This window comes from Pseudomonas sp. 7-41 (genome assembly GCF_021233075.1).
Classification (GTDB): Bacteria; Pseudomonadota; Gammaproteobacteria; order Pseudomonadales; family Pseudomonadaceae; genus Aquipseudomonas; species Aquipseudomonas veronii.
In genome coordinates, this window is the sequence record NZ_CP089551.1 from 4,029,534 (window position 1) to 4,042,310 (window position 12,777).

Below are 12,777 nucleotides of genomic sequence, written 5' to 3' on the forward strand. Positions count from 1 at the left end.
GATGAATCAGGACAATCTGATCGAAGTCCGCGACCTCTGCGTCGAGTTCGTCACCGGCGAGCATCACCACCGCGTGGTGAACCACGTCAGCTTCGACATCAAGCGCGGCGAAACCCTGGCGCTGGTCGGCGAAAGCGGCTCCGGCAAATCGGTGACCGCCCACTCGATCCTGCGCCTGCTGCCCTACCCCTTGGCGCGGCACCCCGCCGGCACCATCGAATACGTCGGCCAGGACCTGCTGACCCTCAACGAAAAAACCATCCGGCATATTCGCGGCAACCGCATTGCGATGATCTTCCAGGAGCCGATGACCTCGTTGAACCCGCTGCACTGCATCGAGAAGCAGATCAACGAAGTGCTCGGCCTGCACAAAGGGCTGACCGGCAAAGTCGCGACCCGGCGCACCCTCGAGTTGCTCGAACTGGTGGGCATTCCCGAGCCGCATAAACGCCTCAAGGCGCTGCCCCACGAACTGTCCGGCGGCCAGCGCCAACGGGTGATGATCGCCATGGCCCTGGCCAACGAGCCGGAGCTGTTGATTGCCGACGAACCGACCACCGCCCTCGACGTGACGGTGCAGTTGAAGATCCTCGAGCTGCTCAAGGAACTGCAGGCGCGCCTGGGCATGGCGTTGCTGCTGATCAGCCACGACTTGAACCTGGTGCGGCGCATTGCCCACCGTGTGTGCGTGATGCAACAGGGTTGCATCGTCGAGCAAGCCGATTGCGAAACCTTGTTCCAGTCGCCGCAGCACCCTTACACCCAGGAACTGCTCGCCGCCGAACCCAGCGGCGGGCCGGCCGCCACCGCCGTCGGGCCACCGTTGCTGGAAGTGGACGACTTGAAAGTCTGGTTTGCGATCAAGAAAGGCTTTTTGCGCAACACCGTCGATTACGTCAAGGCGGTGGACGGCATCAACTTCAGCCTGCCCCAGGGGCAAACCCTGGGCATCGTCGGCGAAAGCGGCTCGGGCAAGTCCACCCTCGGCCTGGCGATCCTGCGCCTGATCGCGAGCAAAGGCGGGATTCGCTTCGAAGGCCAGCAACTCGACCGCCTGACCCAGCAACAGGTGCGCCCGTTGCGCCGGGAAATGCAGGTGGTGTTCCAGGACCCGTTCGGCAGCCTCAGCCCGCGCATGTGCGTCAGCGAGATCGTCGGCGAAGGCCTGCGCATTCACAAGATGGGCAGCCCGGCGGAGCAGGAAGCGGCGATTATCGCAGCGCTCAAGGAAGTCGGCCTCGACCCGCAGTCGCGGCATCGCTACCCCCACGAGTTCTCCGGCGGCCAGCGCCAACGCATCGCCATTGCCCGCGCCCTCGTGCTCAAGCCGCGCCTGATCCTGCTCGACGAACCGACCTCGGCGCTCGACCGCACGGTGCAGCGCCAAGTGGTGGAATTACTGCGCGGTTTGCAGGCCAAGTACAACCTGACCTATCTGTTCATCAGCCATGACCTGGCGGTGGTCAAAGCGTTGAGTCACCAGTTGATGGTGGTCAAGCATGGGCAGGTGGTGGAACAGGGCGACGCGCCGGCGATTTTCGCCAACCCACAGCATGCCTATACCCGGCAGTTGCTGGAGGCGGCGTTTCTGGTGCCGACGCCTTAGCCCAGGGCCGTGACCTATCCGTTCAGCGCGAAAGGATAGGTCGTTCGCCTCAGGCCGCCAGCCCGCGCCCGGCCCGCTCCAGGTTGCGCCACAGCCAGCCCGGCAATACGTCCGGGTCCAGGCTGTCGATCAGGTTCTTCAAGCCCAGCCCCAACTCCGTGTCGCCTTCAATCACCAAGCGACGCCGGAAGAACAAGGTGTCCGGATCTTCCTGGCGACTGGCCAGCAACAAGAACTCGCGCCAGTTACCACTGATGGTTACCTGGGCCTCGGCTTTTTCAGCGATGCGCAAGCCATCCCGCGCCAGCGTCAGGTACCAGCACAGCCCAAGGTCGGGGATGCGCAGGCACATCCAGCGCCCGCGCAGCAGGTCGAAGCCACCGTCGCGCAACGGCTCGGCCAGGCAGCGGTTGAGGCCTTGCTGCAAGGCCAGGCGCTGCACCCGGAACGGCACGTGGCGCACCAGCGGCAACAAGCGATCGGCGCCCTTGAGCAGCCATTGTTTGCGACTCAACACAGGCCCACCTCCTCGACCCGCAGCATGCCGGCCTGGCCATGCCAGTAACCGTTGCAACCGTCGACGCACAACGGCGGCATCGCGCCCTGGCGCACCTGGTCAAACGCCTGGACCACGCCGACCATCCCTTCGGCGCGTGGGCTCAGGCGCAACAGGTCAGCGCCACACGCGACCAGGCCGGGGTAATCGGCGAGCAGGTTGGTGACATCGGCCGACATCGTCTGAATCCCGTTCAAGGTGAACAACGGTTGCCCTTCCTGGCTGGTCAGGGCCATGCCGTCGGGGTAGTTGATGCAACAGAACTGGCAATCGTCCTTGGGCCGGTTTTCCGCGCGGGCGGTGAAGCAACGGGCCGAGTACGCCAGGGGCAAATGCCCATAGGCGAAGATCTCCACTTCGGGCAGCGGCCGGCCGAGTTCGCGCACCTGTTCCAGCACATCGGCGATCAGGCTTTGCGAGCACTCCACCGGCGGCACCCAGCGCTGCATGCCCGCATCGAGCAATTGCGCCAGGGCGTGGCCGTTGTACAGGTTGAGCGCCGGGCCGCCGACAAAAGGCAACTTGCGCTCGATCAGCAACTGCACCGCGCCCATGTCGTTGGCCTCGACCAGCACCTCGCCGTTGTCGCACAGGCGGCGCAGGCTCGACAGTTCAGAGGCGGCTTCGATCAAGGTCAGGCTCGACAGCACGATCTGCGCCGAGCTGCACGACTGCAACTCGCGGCCCAGGCCCAACCATTGATCCAGGGAAAACGCGCGGCGTTTGGAGCACACGGTTTCCCCCAGGTAAATCACGTCCAGGGGCAAGCCGGCCATGTCTGAATAGAAGCGCCCCAAGTGTTCCTTATCCCAATAAAACAGCACCGGTCCCAGGCTGAGCTTCATCTGTGTTTCCTCATTGCCATGCGCGATGGTAAGCACCCAGGGTGGTCTGGCTGCCTTCGGAAAGTCCGGCCAGCACCTGGCGCCACTGGTCCTTGACCACAAAATTGGCCGGGGCGCTGCGGTGGGCGTCGAGGGCGGCGCGCCAGACTCGGGTGACTTGTTCCACATAGGCCGGGCTGCGTTGCCGGCCTTCGATCTTCACCGCCTCCACGCCGATGGCGCTGAGTTCGGGCAACAGGTCCAGGGTGTCGAGGCTGGTCGGTTCTTCGAGGGCATGGAAGCGCTTGCCGCCGACCAGGAAGCGGCCTTTGCACAAGGTCGGGTAGCCGGCCGGTTCCTCCGGGGTGTAGCGGTCGATCAGCACTTCACTGAGGCGCGCGCTGAGGCCATCGGCGTCGTCGCTCCAGCGCACCGCCTTGGCCGGCGAGCACACGCCGCACAGGTTGGGCGACTCACCGGTGATATACGACGACAAGTGGCAACGCCCTTCGGCCATGATGCACAGGCTGCCGAAGCCGAACACTTCGATCGGCACCACGCTGCTCGCCGCCACCTGTTTGACCTGGGCCAGCGACAGCACCCGCGGCAGCACCGCGCGGCGGATGCCATAACGTTCGACGTAGAACTTCAGCGCCGCCGCATGGGTGGCCGAGCCCTGCACCGACAAGTGCAACGCCATCTGCGGATGGTGCGCGGCAGCATAGCCGAGCACACCCGGGTCGCCGGCGATCAGCGCATCCACGCCATGATCGGCCGCACGGTCGACGGCGCGTTGCCAGCGTGACCAGATCTTCGGTTGCGGGTAGGTATTGACCGCCACATACAGCTTGCGCTGGTGCTGGCGGATATGGGCGACGGCGGCGTCGAACTGCTTGTCGTCCATGTTCAGCCCGGCGAAATGCCGGGCATTGGTGTCATCGCGAAAACCGACATACACCGCATCGGCGCCTTGGCGCACCGCGGCTTTCAGCGCAGGCAGGTTGCCTGCCGGGCAGACCAGTTGCATGGAGACTCCTCATTGAAACTCGGCGAAAGACAAGAAAGGCACCGGTGCATCCTTGAGCAGCAGTTGCTCGCGCTCGACAATCACCAGGCCATCGGCCCAGCAGGCGGCGGTGAGCATCGCCGAGCTTTGCTGGGGGTGCAGGACGGCGCGCAATTGCCCATCCGCACCGGGGCTCAAGCGCGCGCGCAGGTACTGGCGGCGCTTGTTGGGGGTAGGCCATTCAAAACCGGCCGGCACCTGGACCGGCACCGGCAACACGCGCTCGACGCCCTGGGCGCGCAACAGGAACGGGCGCACCACCACCAACGCGGTGATCAGCGCGGCAGACGGGTTGCCGGGCAGGCCGATCCACGGTTTGCCCGCCACTTCGCCAAACGCCAGAGGCTTGCCGGGCTGGATCGCCAGGCGCCAGAAATCCACGCGACCGAGTTCCTGGATGGCTTGTTTGAGATGATCCTCCTCGCCCACCGACACGCCGCCGGTGGTCAGCAGCAGGTCGCATTCGGACGACGCGAGGATCAACGCGTCGCGGCTGGCGGCCAACGCGTCGGCCATCACCCCGTAGTCGAGCACCTCCACGCCCCAACCGCGCAATAACGCGGTCACCAGGTGGCGGTTGCTGTTGTAGATCTGCCCCGGCGCCAGCGACTCGCCCGGCTCGCGCAGTTCATCGCCGCTGCTCAGCAGGCACACGCGCAGGGGGCGATAAACCTTGACCCACGGAATGCCGGCCGACGCCAGCAGGCCGACTTCCTGGGCGCGCAGGCGCTGGCCGACACGCAACAGGCGTTGCCCGCGCTGCATTTCTTCACCGCGCTTGCGCACGTGTTCGCCCAGGCGCAGCGGCGGGCACCAGATACGCTGGCCGTAGACGCGGCAACGCTCCTGGGGCACCACGCTGTCGGCGCCGGGCGGCAGCGGCGCACCGGTGAAAATCCGTACTGTCTGCCCGGCCTGTAAAAGCTCATCGCTGCTGTGCCCGGCAGCAATCCGCCCGGCCAGCACCAAGTAGCCGCCCTGCTCCGGCACATCGGCGGCGCGCAGGGCGTAGCCGTCCATGGCGCTGTTGTCCCAGCACGGCAGGTCGAGAGGTGAAAACAGTTCTTCGGCGATCACCCGACCTGCGGCCTGGCCGAGGGGGATGACTTCGGTGGGCGGCGCAGGTGGCGCCTGCGCCAGCAGTTGCTCGATCGCCTCGTCCACCGGCATCAATTGCCCGCTGTCGCACACGCGGGTGTTCATGACCGCGCCTCGCAGGCGCTGAGCGCTTGTTCGAACTGAGGCTTGAGGTGCGCAACGAAGTTGCACGGGCCGGTGCGGCTGTCCAATTGACTGAGCAGAATCTGGTCCCAGGCGGTACGGCACGCGCCGGGCGAACCGGGCATGCAGCACACCAGCACGCCATTGCTCATGCCCGCCAGGGCGCGGGACTGCAAGGTGGACATGCCGATTTCCGCCAGGGACACCTGGCGGAACAGCTCGCCGAACCCGTCCACTTGTTTATCCAGCAGCGGCAACACCGCTTGCGGCGTGTTGTCGCGAGCGGTGAAGCCGGTGCCGCCGGTCATCAGGATCACTTGCACCTGAGGGTCGGCGATCCACTGCGAAACACGGGCGCGGATCTGGTAGATATCGTCCATCACCAGGCCACGGTCGATCAGCACATGGCCGGCACCTTCAAGGCGCTCTACCAGGGTCTGCCCGGAGGTATCGGTGTCAAAGGTGCGGGTGTCGCTGATGGTCAGTACGGCAATGTTCAGGGAGACAAAACTGCGTTGGGTCAAATGGGCCATGATCAAGGCTCCAGGCAGGTAAAAAGATGCGCTCAGCCTGCGCCGCAACGGGCGCAGGGCCTATTCCTCGAAGGAGGTACCTCGTCAGGGCGCCAGCCGTGTGCGCTGCCAGGCGCCGTCTCGCAGGCGGTAGTCGAGGCGGTCATGCAGGCGGTCGGGGCGGCCTTGCCAGAACTCGATGCGGCGCGGTTGCAGGCAGTACCCGCCCCAGTGCTCGGGCCGTGGCGGTTGCTGGCCGGCGAACCGCTCGGTGACCTCACGCAGCAAACCTTCCAGCTCGCTGCGGTGGGTCAGCGGCTGACTCTGCGGCGAGGCCCAGGCACCGAGTTGGCTGGCGGCCGGGCGGTCGAGGAAATAGGCGTCCGACAGCGCCGGATCAAGGCGCTCGACCGCGCCTTCAATACGCACCTGGCGCTCCAGGCCGGGCCAGAAAAACGTCATCGCGGCATGGGGGTTGCTCGCCAGTTCCTCGCCCTTGGCGCTCAGGTAATTGCCAAAAAACACAAAACCTTCGGCGCTGAAGCCCTTGAGCAGCAGGATGCGACAATGGGCGTACCCTTCGCGGTCGACCGTGGCCAGGGCCATGCTGTTGGCCTCGGCGGGAGGCGCTTCGGTCTTGCGCGCCTGGCTCAGCCACTGGCCGAACAACACCAGCGGATCGTCTTGCTCGCCGTCGTCCCGCAGGCCGTAGAGGGTGTAGTTGCGGCGCAGTTGCGCGAGGGACAGGGGCATGGGACGAACCTCCAGAGAATTCGCCACAGTGTGGGAACTGCGCAGGTTTTAGCCCTTGACCGCGATCAACAATCCGCCGCGTCATGGCGCCGCAGGCGGCTCACCACAATGACTTCGCCAGCACCACGATCACCACCATGTGCGCGAGAATGCTGCGTCGTATCCACAGCGCACGCTTGGGGCTCAGGCGCTCGCGGGTCAGCCAGTAGGCCAGCAGCAGGTAGTGCCCGATGATGCTCAGGGCGAGGAAGATTTTCAGGCTCAGGAACAGTCCGAAATGGCTGTTCCATGGCAGGCCGCGGTAATGCCAGGCCAGGCCGATACCCGCGCCATACAGCAGCAGCACCACGCCATGCAGCACCCGCCGCGAACGCCGGGCGATCGCGTGTTCCGCGGTGAAACGCGCCGACCAGGCCAGTTCCTCGCGGGCGCTGTGCCAGATCACCACTTCAAAGAACAGCGTGCCGATAAAGGCGATCGCCGCCAGCAGATGCACGATCAACAACCACGAATACAGCATGCAATGCTCCTAACCGGGGTGCCCGTCGACCCGCGCCCGCCACAACATCGGGCCATACCGCCACAGGTACAAGCCCAGGCCGACCGACCAGCACAGCCCCGCCAGCCACAAGGCCGCCACGGGCCAGATCAACACCAGTGCCACCCGGCACACAGCCGCCAGGTTCAACAGGGCGAACGCCAGGGTCATCCCGCCCGGCGGCTGCAACGGCCGACCGGTATGGCCCAGGCTGACGCGCGCCACCATCGCCAGGATCAGCCCGGCCATGGCGCCGATCGTCAGCGCATGCACGGCCAGGCTCGGGTTGAGCGGCGCACCGAAATGCCACAGCGCCATGCCCAGGCAGGCCACGGCCAACCATGCGTAGGCCAGGTGCAGCGACCACAGCAGCGGCACGCGCCACAGGCCACGGTCATGCCAGCGCGCCAGGCGCAGCAAGTGGCCCAGGCCGAGCACAGCGAACAGTACGCCGCTCCACCGGCTGGGGAACACCGCCAGCCCGCTGGCGTAAAGCAACGCCACCAGGATCGAACCGCCCAGCAACACACGGTCCAGCCACGGCCACGGCTTGACCGCATCGACCCGGCCCAGGCCACGTTGGGTGAAGAATGGAATCACCCGACCGCCGATCAGCCCCATCATCGCCGCCACCAGCCACAACCCCGTGAGCACCGCCTGGCGCTCCACGCCTTCGTCATGGGTCAGCAACCCATACAACGCCAACGCGTCTGCCACGGCGAGCAAGCCCAGCACCAGTACAATCGGGTAGTTACGGGTTTGCCTGACCTTCCACAGCGTCCAGCCCATCACCCCGGCCACGGCCAGCGGAAAACTCAGTTCCAGCACCGCCAGCAGCGGCCACGGCAGGTTCAGCAACCAACCCAGGCGCGCCGCCAGCCATAACCCGGCGAGCAACGCCAGGGGCGCGCCGCTGAGGCCGGGGCGGCCGGTCCAGGTCTGCACCGCGGTCAGCAAAAAGCCGGCGATGATCGCCACGCCAAAGCCGAACAGCAGCTCATGCCGGTGCCAGGCCAGCCAGCCACCGGCCGGTTGCCAAGTACCGGTGGCGCCGCCCAGGGCGAACAGCCACAGAGGAATGACCAGCACCGCCAACAGGCAGGCACCGAGGAAAAACGGGCGGAATGCCAGGCGAAACAATGGGGGAATGGCCATGGCCTTGCGTCGATCGAGCACTTGCATAGCACGGCTCCTAAACAGATGAATGCGACAATCTTGCGCTGCAGCCTGCGCTTTGCCCTTGTCGTAGATCAAGCACGCCCGCCACGGACAGGGGAACTTTGCCAGGAAATAACCGCCCGAATCCGGTACGCTCAGCGTTTTTACTCAAGGAGTTAATTCCCATGGCCAAAGCCACCGCCCGTCACATCCTCGTTGCCACCGAAGACAAGTGCAACGAACTCAAGGCCCAGATCGAAGGCGGCGCCGATTTCGCAGAAGTCGCCAAAGCCAATTCCAGCTGCCCATCCAGCCGTCAAGGCGGCGACCTGGGCTCGTTCGGTCCAGGCCAGATGGTTAAAGAATTCGACACCGTCGTGTTCAGCGCCCCGGTCAACACCGTGCAAGGCCCGGTGAAAACCCAGTTCGGTTATCACCTGCTGGAAGTCACCAGCCGTCAGGACTGATTCAGTCCACGCTGATGCTTGAAACAACGGCCCGCCTTTTGGTGGGCCGTTGTGCATGGGATGACTGGCGATGCTCAGGCCGTTAGCGTACAAATCCCTATTCTCCTTCACCCGGCGCTCAAGGCAGATAATGCGACTGGCTTTTTCGACTCTATTCAGCTCCACCCTGGCCCTGCTGCTGGCCAGCACCGCTGTGATCGCGGCCCCGCAAACCTACCTGACCGTGTATGGCGAACCGGCCAAATATGGCGTCGGCTTCAGCCATTTCGACTACGCCAACCCCAACGCGCCCAAGGGCGGCAGCCTGCGGCGTTCGGCCATCGAGATCGGGCGCTTCGACCATGTGCTGCCCTATATCGACAAAGGCATCGGCGTGTCCCAGATCGACGGCTGGCTCTACTCGCCCCTGGCCCTGCGCTCCCTGGACGAGCCGTACACGGTCTACGGCCTGGTCGCCGAGAAGATGGAACGCGCGGACGACGGCCTGTCGCTGCGCTTCTACCTCAACCCCAAGGCCCGTTTTGCCGATGGCACACCGATCACCGCCGAAGACGTGCGCTACAGCTTCGATTTGCTGATGACCCAGGGCAGCCTGCGCTTTCGCACGCTGTTCGCCGACGTCAAACACGTCGAAGTCGAAGGCGAACGCCAGGTGCGCTTCGATTTTTCCAGCGATGAAAACCGCACCCTGGCGCTGGATATCGCCACCCTGCCGGTGTTCCCCGAGCACTGGTGGAAAACCCGCGACTTCGCCAACGGCGGCGGCTACGAAGCGCCGCTGGGCAGCGGCCCGTACAAAATCAGCAAGATCGACGCGGGCAGCACCATCACCTTTACCCGCAACCCTGATTGGTGGGGCAAGGACTTGCCGGTCAGCCGCGGTCTGTACAACTTCAATCACCTGAGCCTGGAATATTTCGGCGACACCGAAGTGGCGCGCCAGGTGCTGCGTGGCGGCGCGTATGACTTCAACCGCGAGTTCTCCGCCACCGGTTATTCCATCGGCTACAACGGCCCGGCGCTGGACGACGGGCGCCTGCAACGCGCGCACCTGGCCAAAGAGATGCCGCAACCGGCCCAAGGCTATGTGTTCAACGTGCAGAAACCGATGTTCCAGGACCGCCGCGTGCGCCAGGCCCTGGCGATGCTGTGGGATTTCGAATGGGCCAACCGGCAGATGATGCGCAACCTGTACATCCGCCAGCAGAGCTACTTCTCCAATAGCCCGCTGGCCGCGAGCGAATTGCCGACCCCGGAAGAGCTGGCGATCCTCGAACCCCTGCGCGGCCAGGTGCCCGACGAGGTGTTCAGCCAGGTCTTCAAAGCCCCGGTCACCGACGGCAGCGGCATGATCCGCGACAAGCAGCTGCAAGCCTTGGCCCTGCTGGAAGAAGCCGGCTGGAACCCCAACGGCGACAAGCTGGTCAACGCCGAGGGCGAGCCGCTGGAATTCACCTTCCTCTATGCCCAACCCGGCCTCGAGCGTCTGTTGCTGCCGTACAAGCGCAACCTGGCGCAGATCGGCATCACCCTGATTATCCGCCGCATCGACTCCTCGCAGTACGTCAACCGGCTGATGACGCGGGACTACGACATGATCGTCACCGGCTTCCCGGTCACCACCTCGCCGGGGATGGAGTTGTACAACTACTTCGGCTCCAGCGCCGCGTTCGACCCGGGCGCCAACAACTACATGGTGCTCAAGGACCCGGCCGTCGACAGCCTGATCAAGGGCCTGGTGAAAGCCAACACCCAGGCGCAGATGCTCACCTACGCCCACGCCCTGGACCGGGTGCTGCAATGGAACTACCTGTGGATCCCCAATTACTACCCGCCCGGCACGTCCGCCGCGTGGTGGAACCGCTTCGGCCGCCCGGCGATCGAGGCGAAGAATGACGAAGCCCTGGAAACCTGGTGGGAAATCAGCCCCACGCCACTGACGAACGCACAAATGAGTGCGGAGCTTAAAAAACGCGGAGGGATGCGCTGATGTTTGCCTATATCGTGCGGCGCCTGCTGTTGATCATCCCGACGCTGGTGATCATCCTGCTGGTCAATTTCGTGATCGTGCAGGCCGCGCCCGGCGGGCCGGTGGAACAGGCGATCGCCCACCTGCAAGGGATCGGCGGCGGCGGCATCGGCGGTTCCGCCGGCGAAGGCCTCGGCAGCGGCTCGCGGGCCAGCCGTGGCCTGGACCCGAAACTGATCAAAGACATCGAAAAACAATACGGCTTCGACAAGCCGGCGCCGGAGCGCCTGTGGCTGATGCTCAAGAGCTACGCCCGGCTGGACTTCGGCAACAGCTTCTTTCGCGGCGCGACCGTCACCGACCTGATCCTGGAAAAGATGCCGGTGACCATCTCCCTCGGCCTGTGGGCCACGCTGATCACCTACCTGGTGTCGATTCCCCTGGGGATCCGCAAGGCGGTGCGCCATGGCAGCAACTTCGATGTGTGGAGCAGCACCGCCATCGTGATCGGCTATGCGATGCCGGCGTTCCTGTTTGCGATGTTCCTGATCGTGGTGTTCGCTGGCGGAACCTCGCTGAACTGGTTCCCGGTGCGCGGCCTGGTCTCGGAAAACTTCGACGAACTGAGCACGGTGGGCAAGGTCGCCGACTATTTCTGGCACCTGGTCTTGCCGGTCACGGCGCTGGTGATCGGCGGGTTCGCCACCCTGACCATCCTGACGAAAAACTCGTTCCTCAATGAGATCACGCGCCAATACGTGGTCACCGCCCGCGCCAAAGGCTTGAGCGAACGGCAGGTGCTGTACGGGCATGTGTTCCGCAATGCGATGCTGCTGGTGATCTCGGGGATTCCCCAGGCGTTTATCAGCGTGTTCTTTGCCGGCTCGCTGCTGATCGAGGTGATCTTTTCCCTCGACGGTCTCGGGCGCATGAGCTACGAAGCCGCGGTGTCCCGCGACTACCCGGTGGTGTTCGGTTCGCTGTTTATCTTCACCCTGTTCGGCCTCTTGATAAAACTGATCGGCGACCTCTGCTACACCCTGGTGGACCCGCGTATCGACTTCGCCGCGAGGAACGCCTGATGTTCAATCTATCTCCCGTGGCCCGTCGGCGTTTCGAGCGGTTCAAGAAGAACCGCCGCGGCTGGTGGTCACTGTGGCTGTTTATCGGCCTCTTCATCCTGACCCTGGGTGGCGAGTTGATCGCCAATGACAAGCCCTTGGTGTTGAGCTTCAAGAACGAGCTGTATTTTCCGGTGTTCAAGCGCTACACCGAGCAGCAGTTTGGCGGGCAATTACCGTTCCAGGCCGACTATCGCAGCGACTACGTACAGAAGCTGATCAAGCAGGACGGCGGCTGGATGCTGTTCCCGCCAGTGCCGTTCAACGACGACACGCCCAACTACGAACTGACCCGCCCTGCCCCCAGCCCGCCCTCGGCGGTGAACTGGCTGGGCACCGACGACCAGTCGCGCGACGTGGTGGCGCGGGTGATCTTCGGCGCGCGGGTGTCGATCCTGTTTGCCCTGGCGCTCACCGCGATCAGTGCGAGCATCGGCATCGCCGCGGGCGCGTTGCAGGGTTACTACGGCGGCTGGGTCGACCTGATCGGTCAGCGGGTGCTGGAAGTGTGGTCCGGGTTGCCGGTGCTGTACCTGCTGATCATCCTGTCCGGCTTTGTCGAACCGAACTTCTGGTGGCTGCTGGGGATCATGGCGCTGTTTTCCTGGCTGGCCCTGGTGGACGTGGTGCGCGCCGAGTTCCTGCGCGGGCGCAACCTGGAGTACGTCAAGGCGGCGCGGGCCCTGGGTTTGAGCGACGCCAAGATCATGCGCCGACACATCCTGCCCAATGCCATGACGGCCACCCTGAGCTACCTGCCGTTTATTTTGACCGGGGCGATTTCCACCTTGAGCGCCCTGGATTTCCTCGGCTTCGGCATGCCGGCGGGCAGCGCGTCGCTGGGTGAGTTGATCGCCCAGGGCAAGCAGAACCTGCAAGCGCCATGGCTGGGCCTGACGGCGTTTTTCACCTTGGCGCTGATTCTGTCGCTGCTGGTATTTATCGGCGAGGCGTTGCGCGATGCCTTCGACCCCCGTGCATGAGTG

At 64.6% G+C, this 12,777-nt stretch carries 13 protein-coding genes; 5 read left to right on the plus strand and 8 right to left on the minus strand.

Annotated features, from left to right (window positions below; translation table 11 throughout):
- The first annotated feature begins 1 nt into the window (after window position 1).
- Entirely contained in the window at window positions 2–1,606 is a 1,605-nt protein-coding gene (locus LQ249_RS17925) for an ABC transporter ATP-binding protein (RefSeq protein ID WP_128192527.1), read from the plus strand.
- A gap of 49 nt (window positions 1,607–1,655) precedes the next feature.
- Here LQ249_RS17925 and ubiT read toward each other — a convergent pair whose 3' ends face one another.
- The 8 genes from ubiT to LQ249_RS17965 all read right to left on the minus strand — a co-directional run bounded on the left by ubiT (window position 1,656) and on the right by LQ249_RS17965 (window position 8,258).
- Window positions 1,656–2,123: a ubiquinone anaerobic biosynthesis accessory factor UbiT gene (ubiT, locus tag LQ249_RS17930; protein ID WP_017846628.1), complete on the minus strand. Its 468-nt coding sequence runs from the start codon at window positions 2,121–2,123 to the stop codon at window positions 1,656–1,658.
- A complete protein-coding gene (locus LQ249_RS17935) occupies window positions 2,117–3,007 on the minus strand; it encodes a U32 family peptidase (protein ID WP_046383125.1) in 891 nt (296 codons plus the stop codon). Before LQ249_RS17935 ends, ubiT begins: the two co-directional genes overlap by 7 nt.
- Before the next feature lie 10 nt (window positions 3,008–3,017).
- The gene (ubiU, locus tag LQ249_RS17940) at window positions 3,018–4,013 is read right to left on the minus strand and encodes a ubiquinone anaerobic biosynthesis protein UbiU (RefSeq protein WP_017846630.1); all 996 of its coding nucleotides are present in this window, start codon (window positions 4,011–4,013) and stop codon (window positions 3,018–3,020) included.
- Between the two features lie 9 nt (window positions 4,014–4,022).
- Window positions 4,023–5,255 (minus strand): molybdopterin molybdotransferase MoeA, encoded by a 1,233-nt coding sequence (locus LQ249_RS17945; RefSeq protein ID WP_046383124.1) that lies wholly within the window; start codon window positions 5,253–5,255, stop codon window positions 4,023–4,025.
- Complete coding sequence (gene moaB, locus LQ249_RS17950) at window positions 5,252–5,806, minus strand: molybdenum cofactor biosynthesis protein B (RefSeq protein WP_046383123.1); 555 nt, start codon at window positions 5,804–5,806, stop codon at window positions 5,252–5,254. The genes LQ249_RS17945 and moaB overlap by 4 nt, the downstream gene beginning before the upstream one ends.
- 84 nt (window positions 5,807–5,890) lie before the next feature.
- Entirely contained in the window at window positions 5,891–6,538 is a 648-nt protein-coding gene (pdxH, locus tag LQ249_RS17955; RefSeq protein WP_232565734.1) for a pyridoxamine 5'-phosphate oxidase, read from the minus strand.
- Between the two features lie 100 nt (window positions 6,539–6,638).
- Complete coding sequence (locus LQ249_RS17960) at window positions 6,639–7,058, minus strand: hypothetical protein (RefSeq protein WP_169865644.1); 420 nt, start codon at window positions 7,056–7,058, stop codon at window positions 6,639–6,641.
- A gap of 9 nt (window positions 7,059–7,067) precedes the next feature.
- On the minus strand, window positions 7,068–8,258 hold the full coding sequence (locus LQ249_RS17965) for an NnrS family protein (RefSeq protein WP_017846635.1): 1,191 nt from the start codon (window positions 8,256–8,258) through the stop codon (window positions 7,068–7,070).
- A 161-nt stretch (window positions 8,259–8,419) separates the two neighbouring features.
- Here LQ249_RS17965 and LQ249_RS17970 point away from each other — a divergent pair, with 161 nt between their 5' ends.
- From LQ249_RS17970 to LQ249_RS17985, 4 genes are all read left to right on the plus strand, one after another.
- Window positions 8,420–8,701: a peptidylprolyl isomerase gene (locus LQ249_RS17970; protein ID WP_003208024.1), complete on the plus strand. Its 282-nt coding sequence runs from the start codon at window positions 8,420–8,422 to the stop codon at window positions 8,699–8,701.
- Between the two features lie 130 nt (window positions 8,702–8,831).
- On the plus strand, window positions 8,832–10,691 hold the full coding sequence (locus tag LQ249_RS17975) for an extracellular solute-binding protein (protein WP_169865646.1): 1,860 nt from the start codon (window positions 8,832–8,834) through the stop codon (window positions 10,689–10,691).
- Window positions 10,691–11,752: a microcin C ABC transporter permease YejB gene (locus tag LQ249_RS17980; protein WP_057005432.1), complete on the plus strand. Its 1,062-nt coding sequence runs from the start codon at window positions 10,691–10,693 to the stop codon at window positions 11,750–11,752. The genes LQ249_RS17975 and LQ249_RS17980 overlap by 1 nt, the downstream gene beginning before the upstream one ends.
- Window positions 11,752–12,774 (plus strand): ABC transporter permease, encoded by a 1,023-nt coding sequence (locus LQ249_RS17985; protein WP_057005433.1) that lies wholly within the window; start codon window positions 11,752–11,754, stop codon window positions 12,772–12,774. Before LQ249_RS17980 ends, LQ249_RS17985 begins: the two co-directional genes overlap by 1 nt.
- Window positions 12,775–12,777 lie beyond the last annotated feature (3 nt).

Coding starts and splice junctions, on each gene's coding strand:
- ubiU (WP_017846630.1), bottom strand. CDS start 4,013: ATGCAACTGGTCTGCCCGGCAGGCAACCTGCCTGCGCTGAAAGCCGCG.
- LQ249_RS17985 (WP_057005433.1), top strand. CDS start 11,752: ATGTTCAATCTATCTCCCGTGGCCCGTCGGCGTTTCGAGCGGTTCAAG.
- LQ249_RS17925 (WP_128192527.1), top strand. CDS start 2: ATGAATCAGGACAATCTGATCGAAGTCCGCGACCTCTGCGTCGAGTTC.
- moaB (WP_046383123.1), bottom strand. CDS start 5,806: ATGGCCCATTTGACCCAACGCAGTTTTGTCTCCCTGAACATTGCCGTA.
- LQ249_RS17975 (WP_169865646.1), top strand. CDS start 8,832: ATGCGACTGGCTTTTTCGACTCTATTCAGCTCCACCCTGGCCCTGCTG.
- LQ249_RS17970 (WP_003208024.1), top strand. CDS start 8,420: ATGGCCAAAGCCACCGCCCGTCACATCCTCGTTGCCACCGAAGACAAG.
- LQ249_RS17980 (WP_057005432.1), top strand. CDS start 10,691: ATGTTTGCCTATATCGTGCGGCGCCTGCTGTTGATCATCCCGACGCTG.
- LQ249_RS17960 (WP_169865644.1), bottom strand. CDS start 7,058: ATGCTGTATTCGTGGTTGTTGATCGTGCATCTGCTGGCGGCGATCGCC.
- LQ249_RS17965 (WP_017846635.1), bottom strand. CDS start 8,258: ATGCAAGTGCTCGATCGACGCAAGGCCATGGCCATTCCCCCATTGTTT.
- pdxH (WP_232565734.1), bottom strand. CDS start 6,538: ATGCCCCTGTCCCTCGCGCAACTGCGCCGCAACTACACCCTCTACGGC.
- LQ249_RS17935 (WP_046383125.1), bottom strand. CDS start 3,007: ATGAAGCTCAGCCTGGGACCGGTGCTGTTTTATTGGGATAAGGAACAC.
- LQ249_RS17945 (WP_046383124.1), bottom strand. CDS start 5,255: ATGAACACCCGCGTGTGCGACAGCGGGCAATTGATGCCGGTGGACGAG.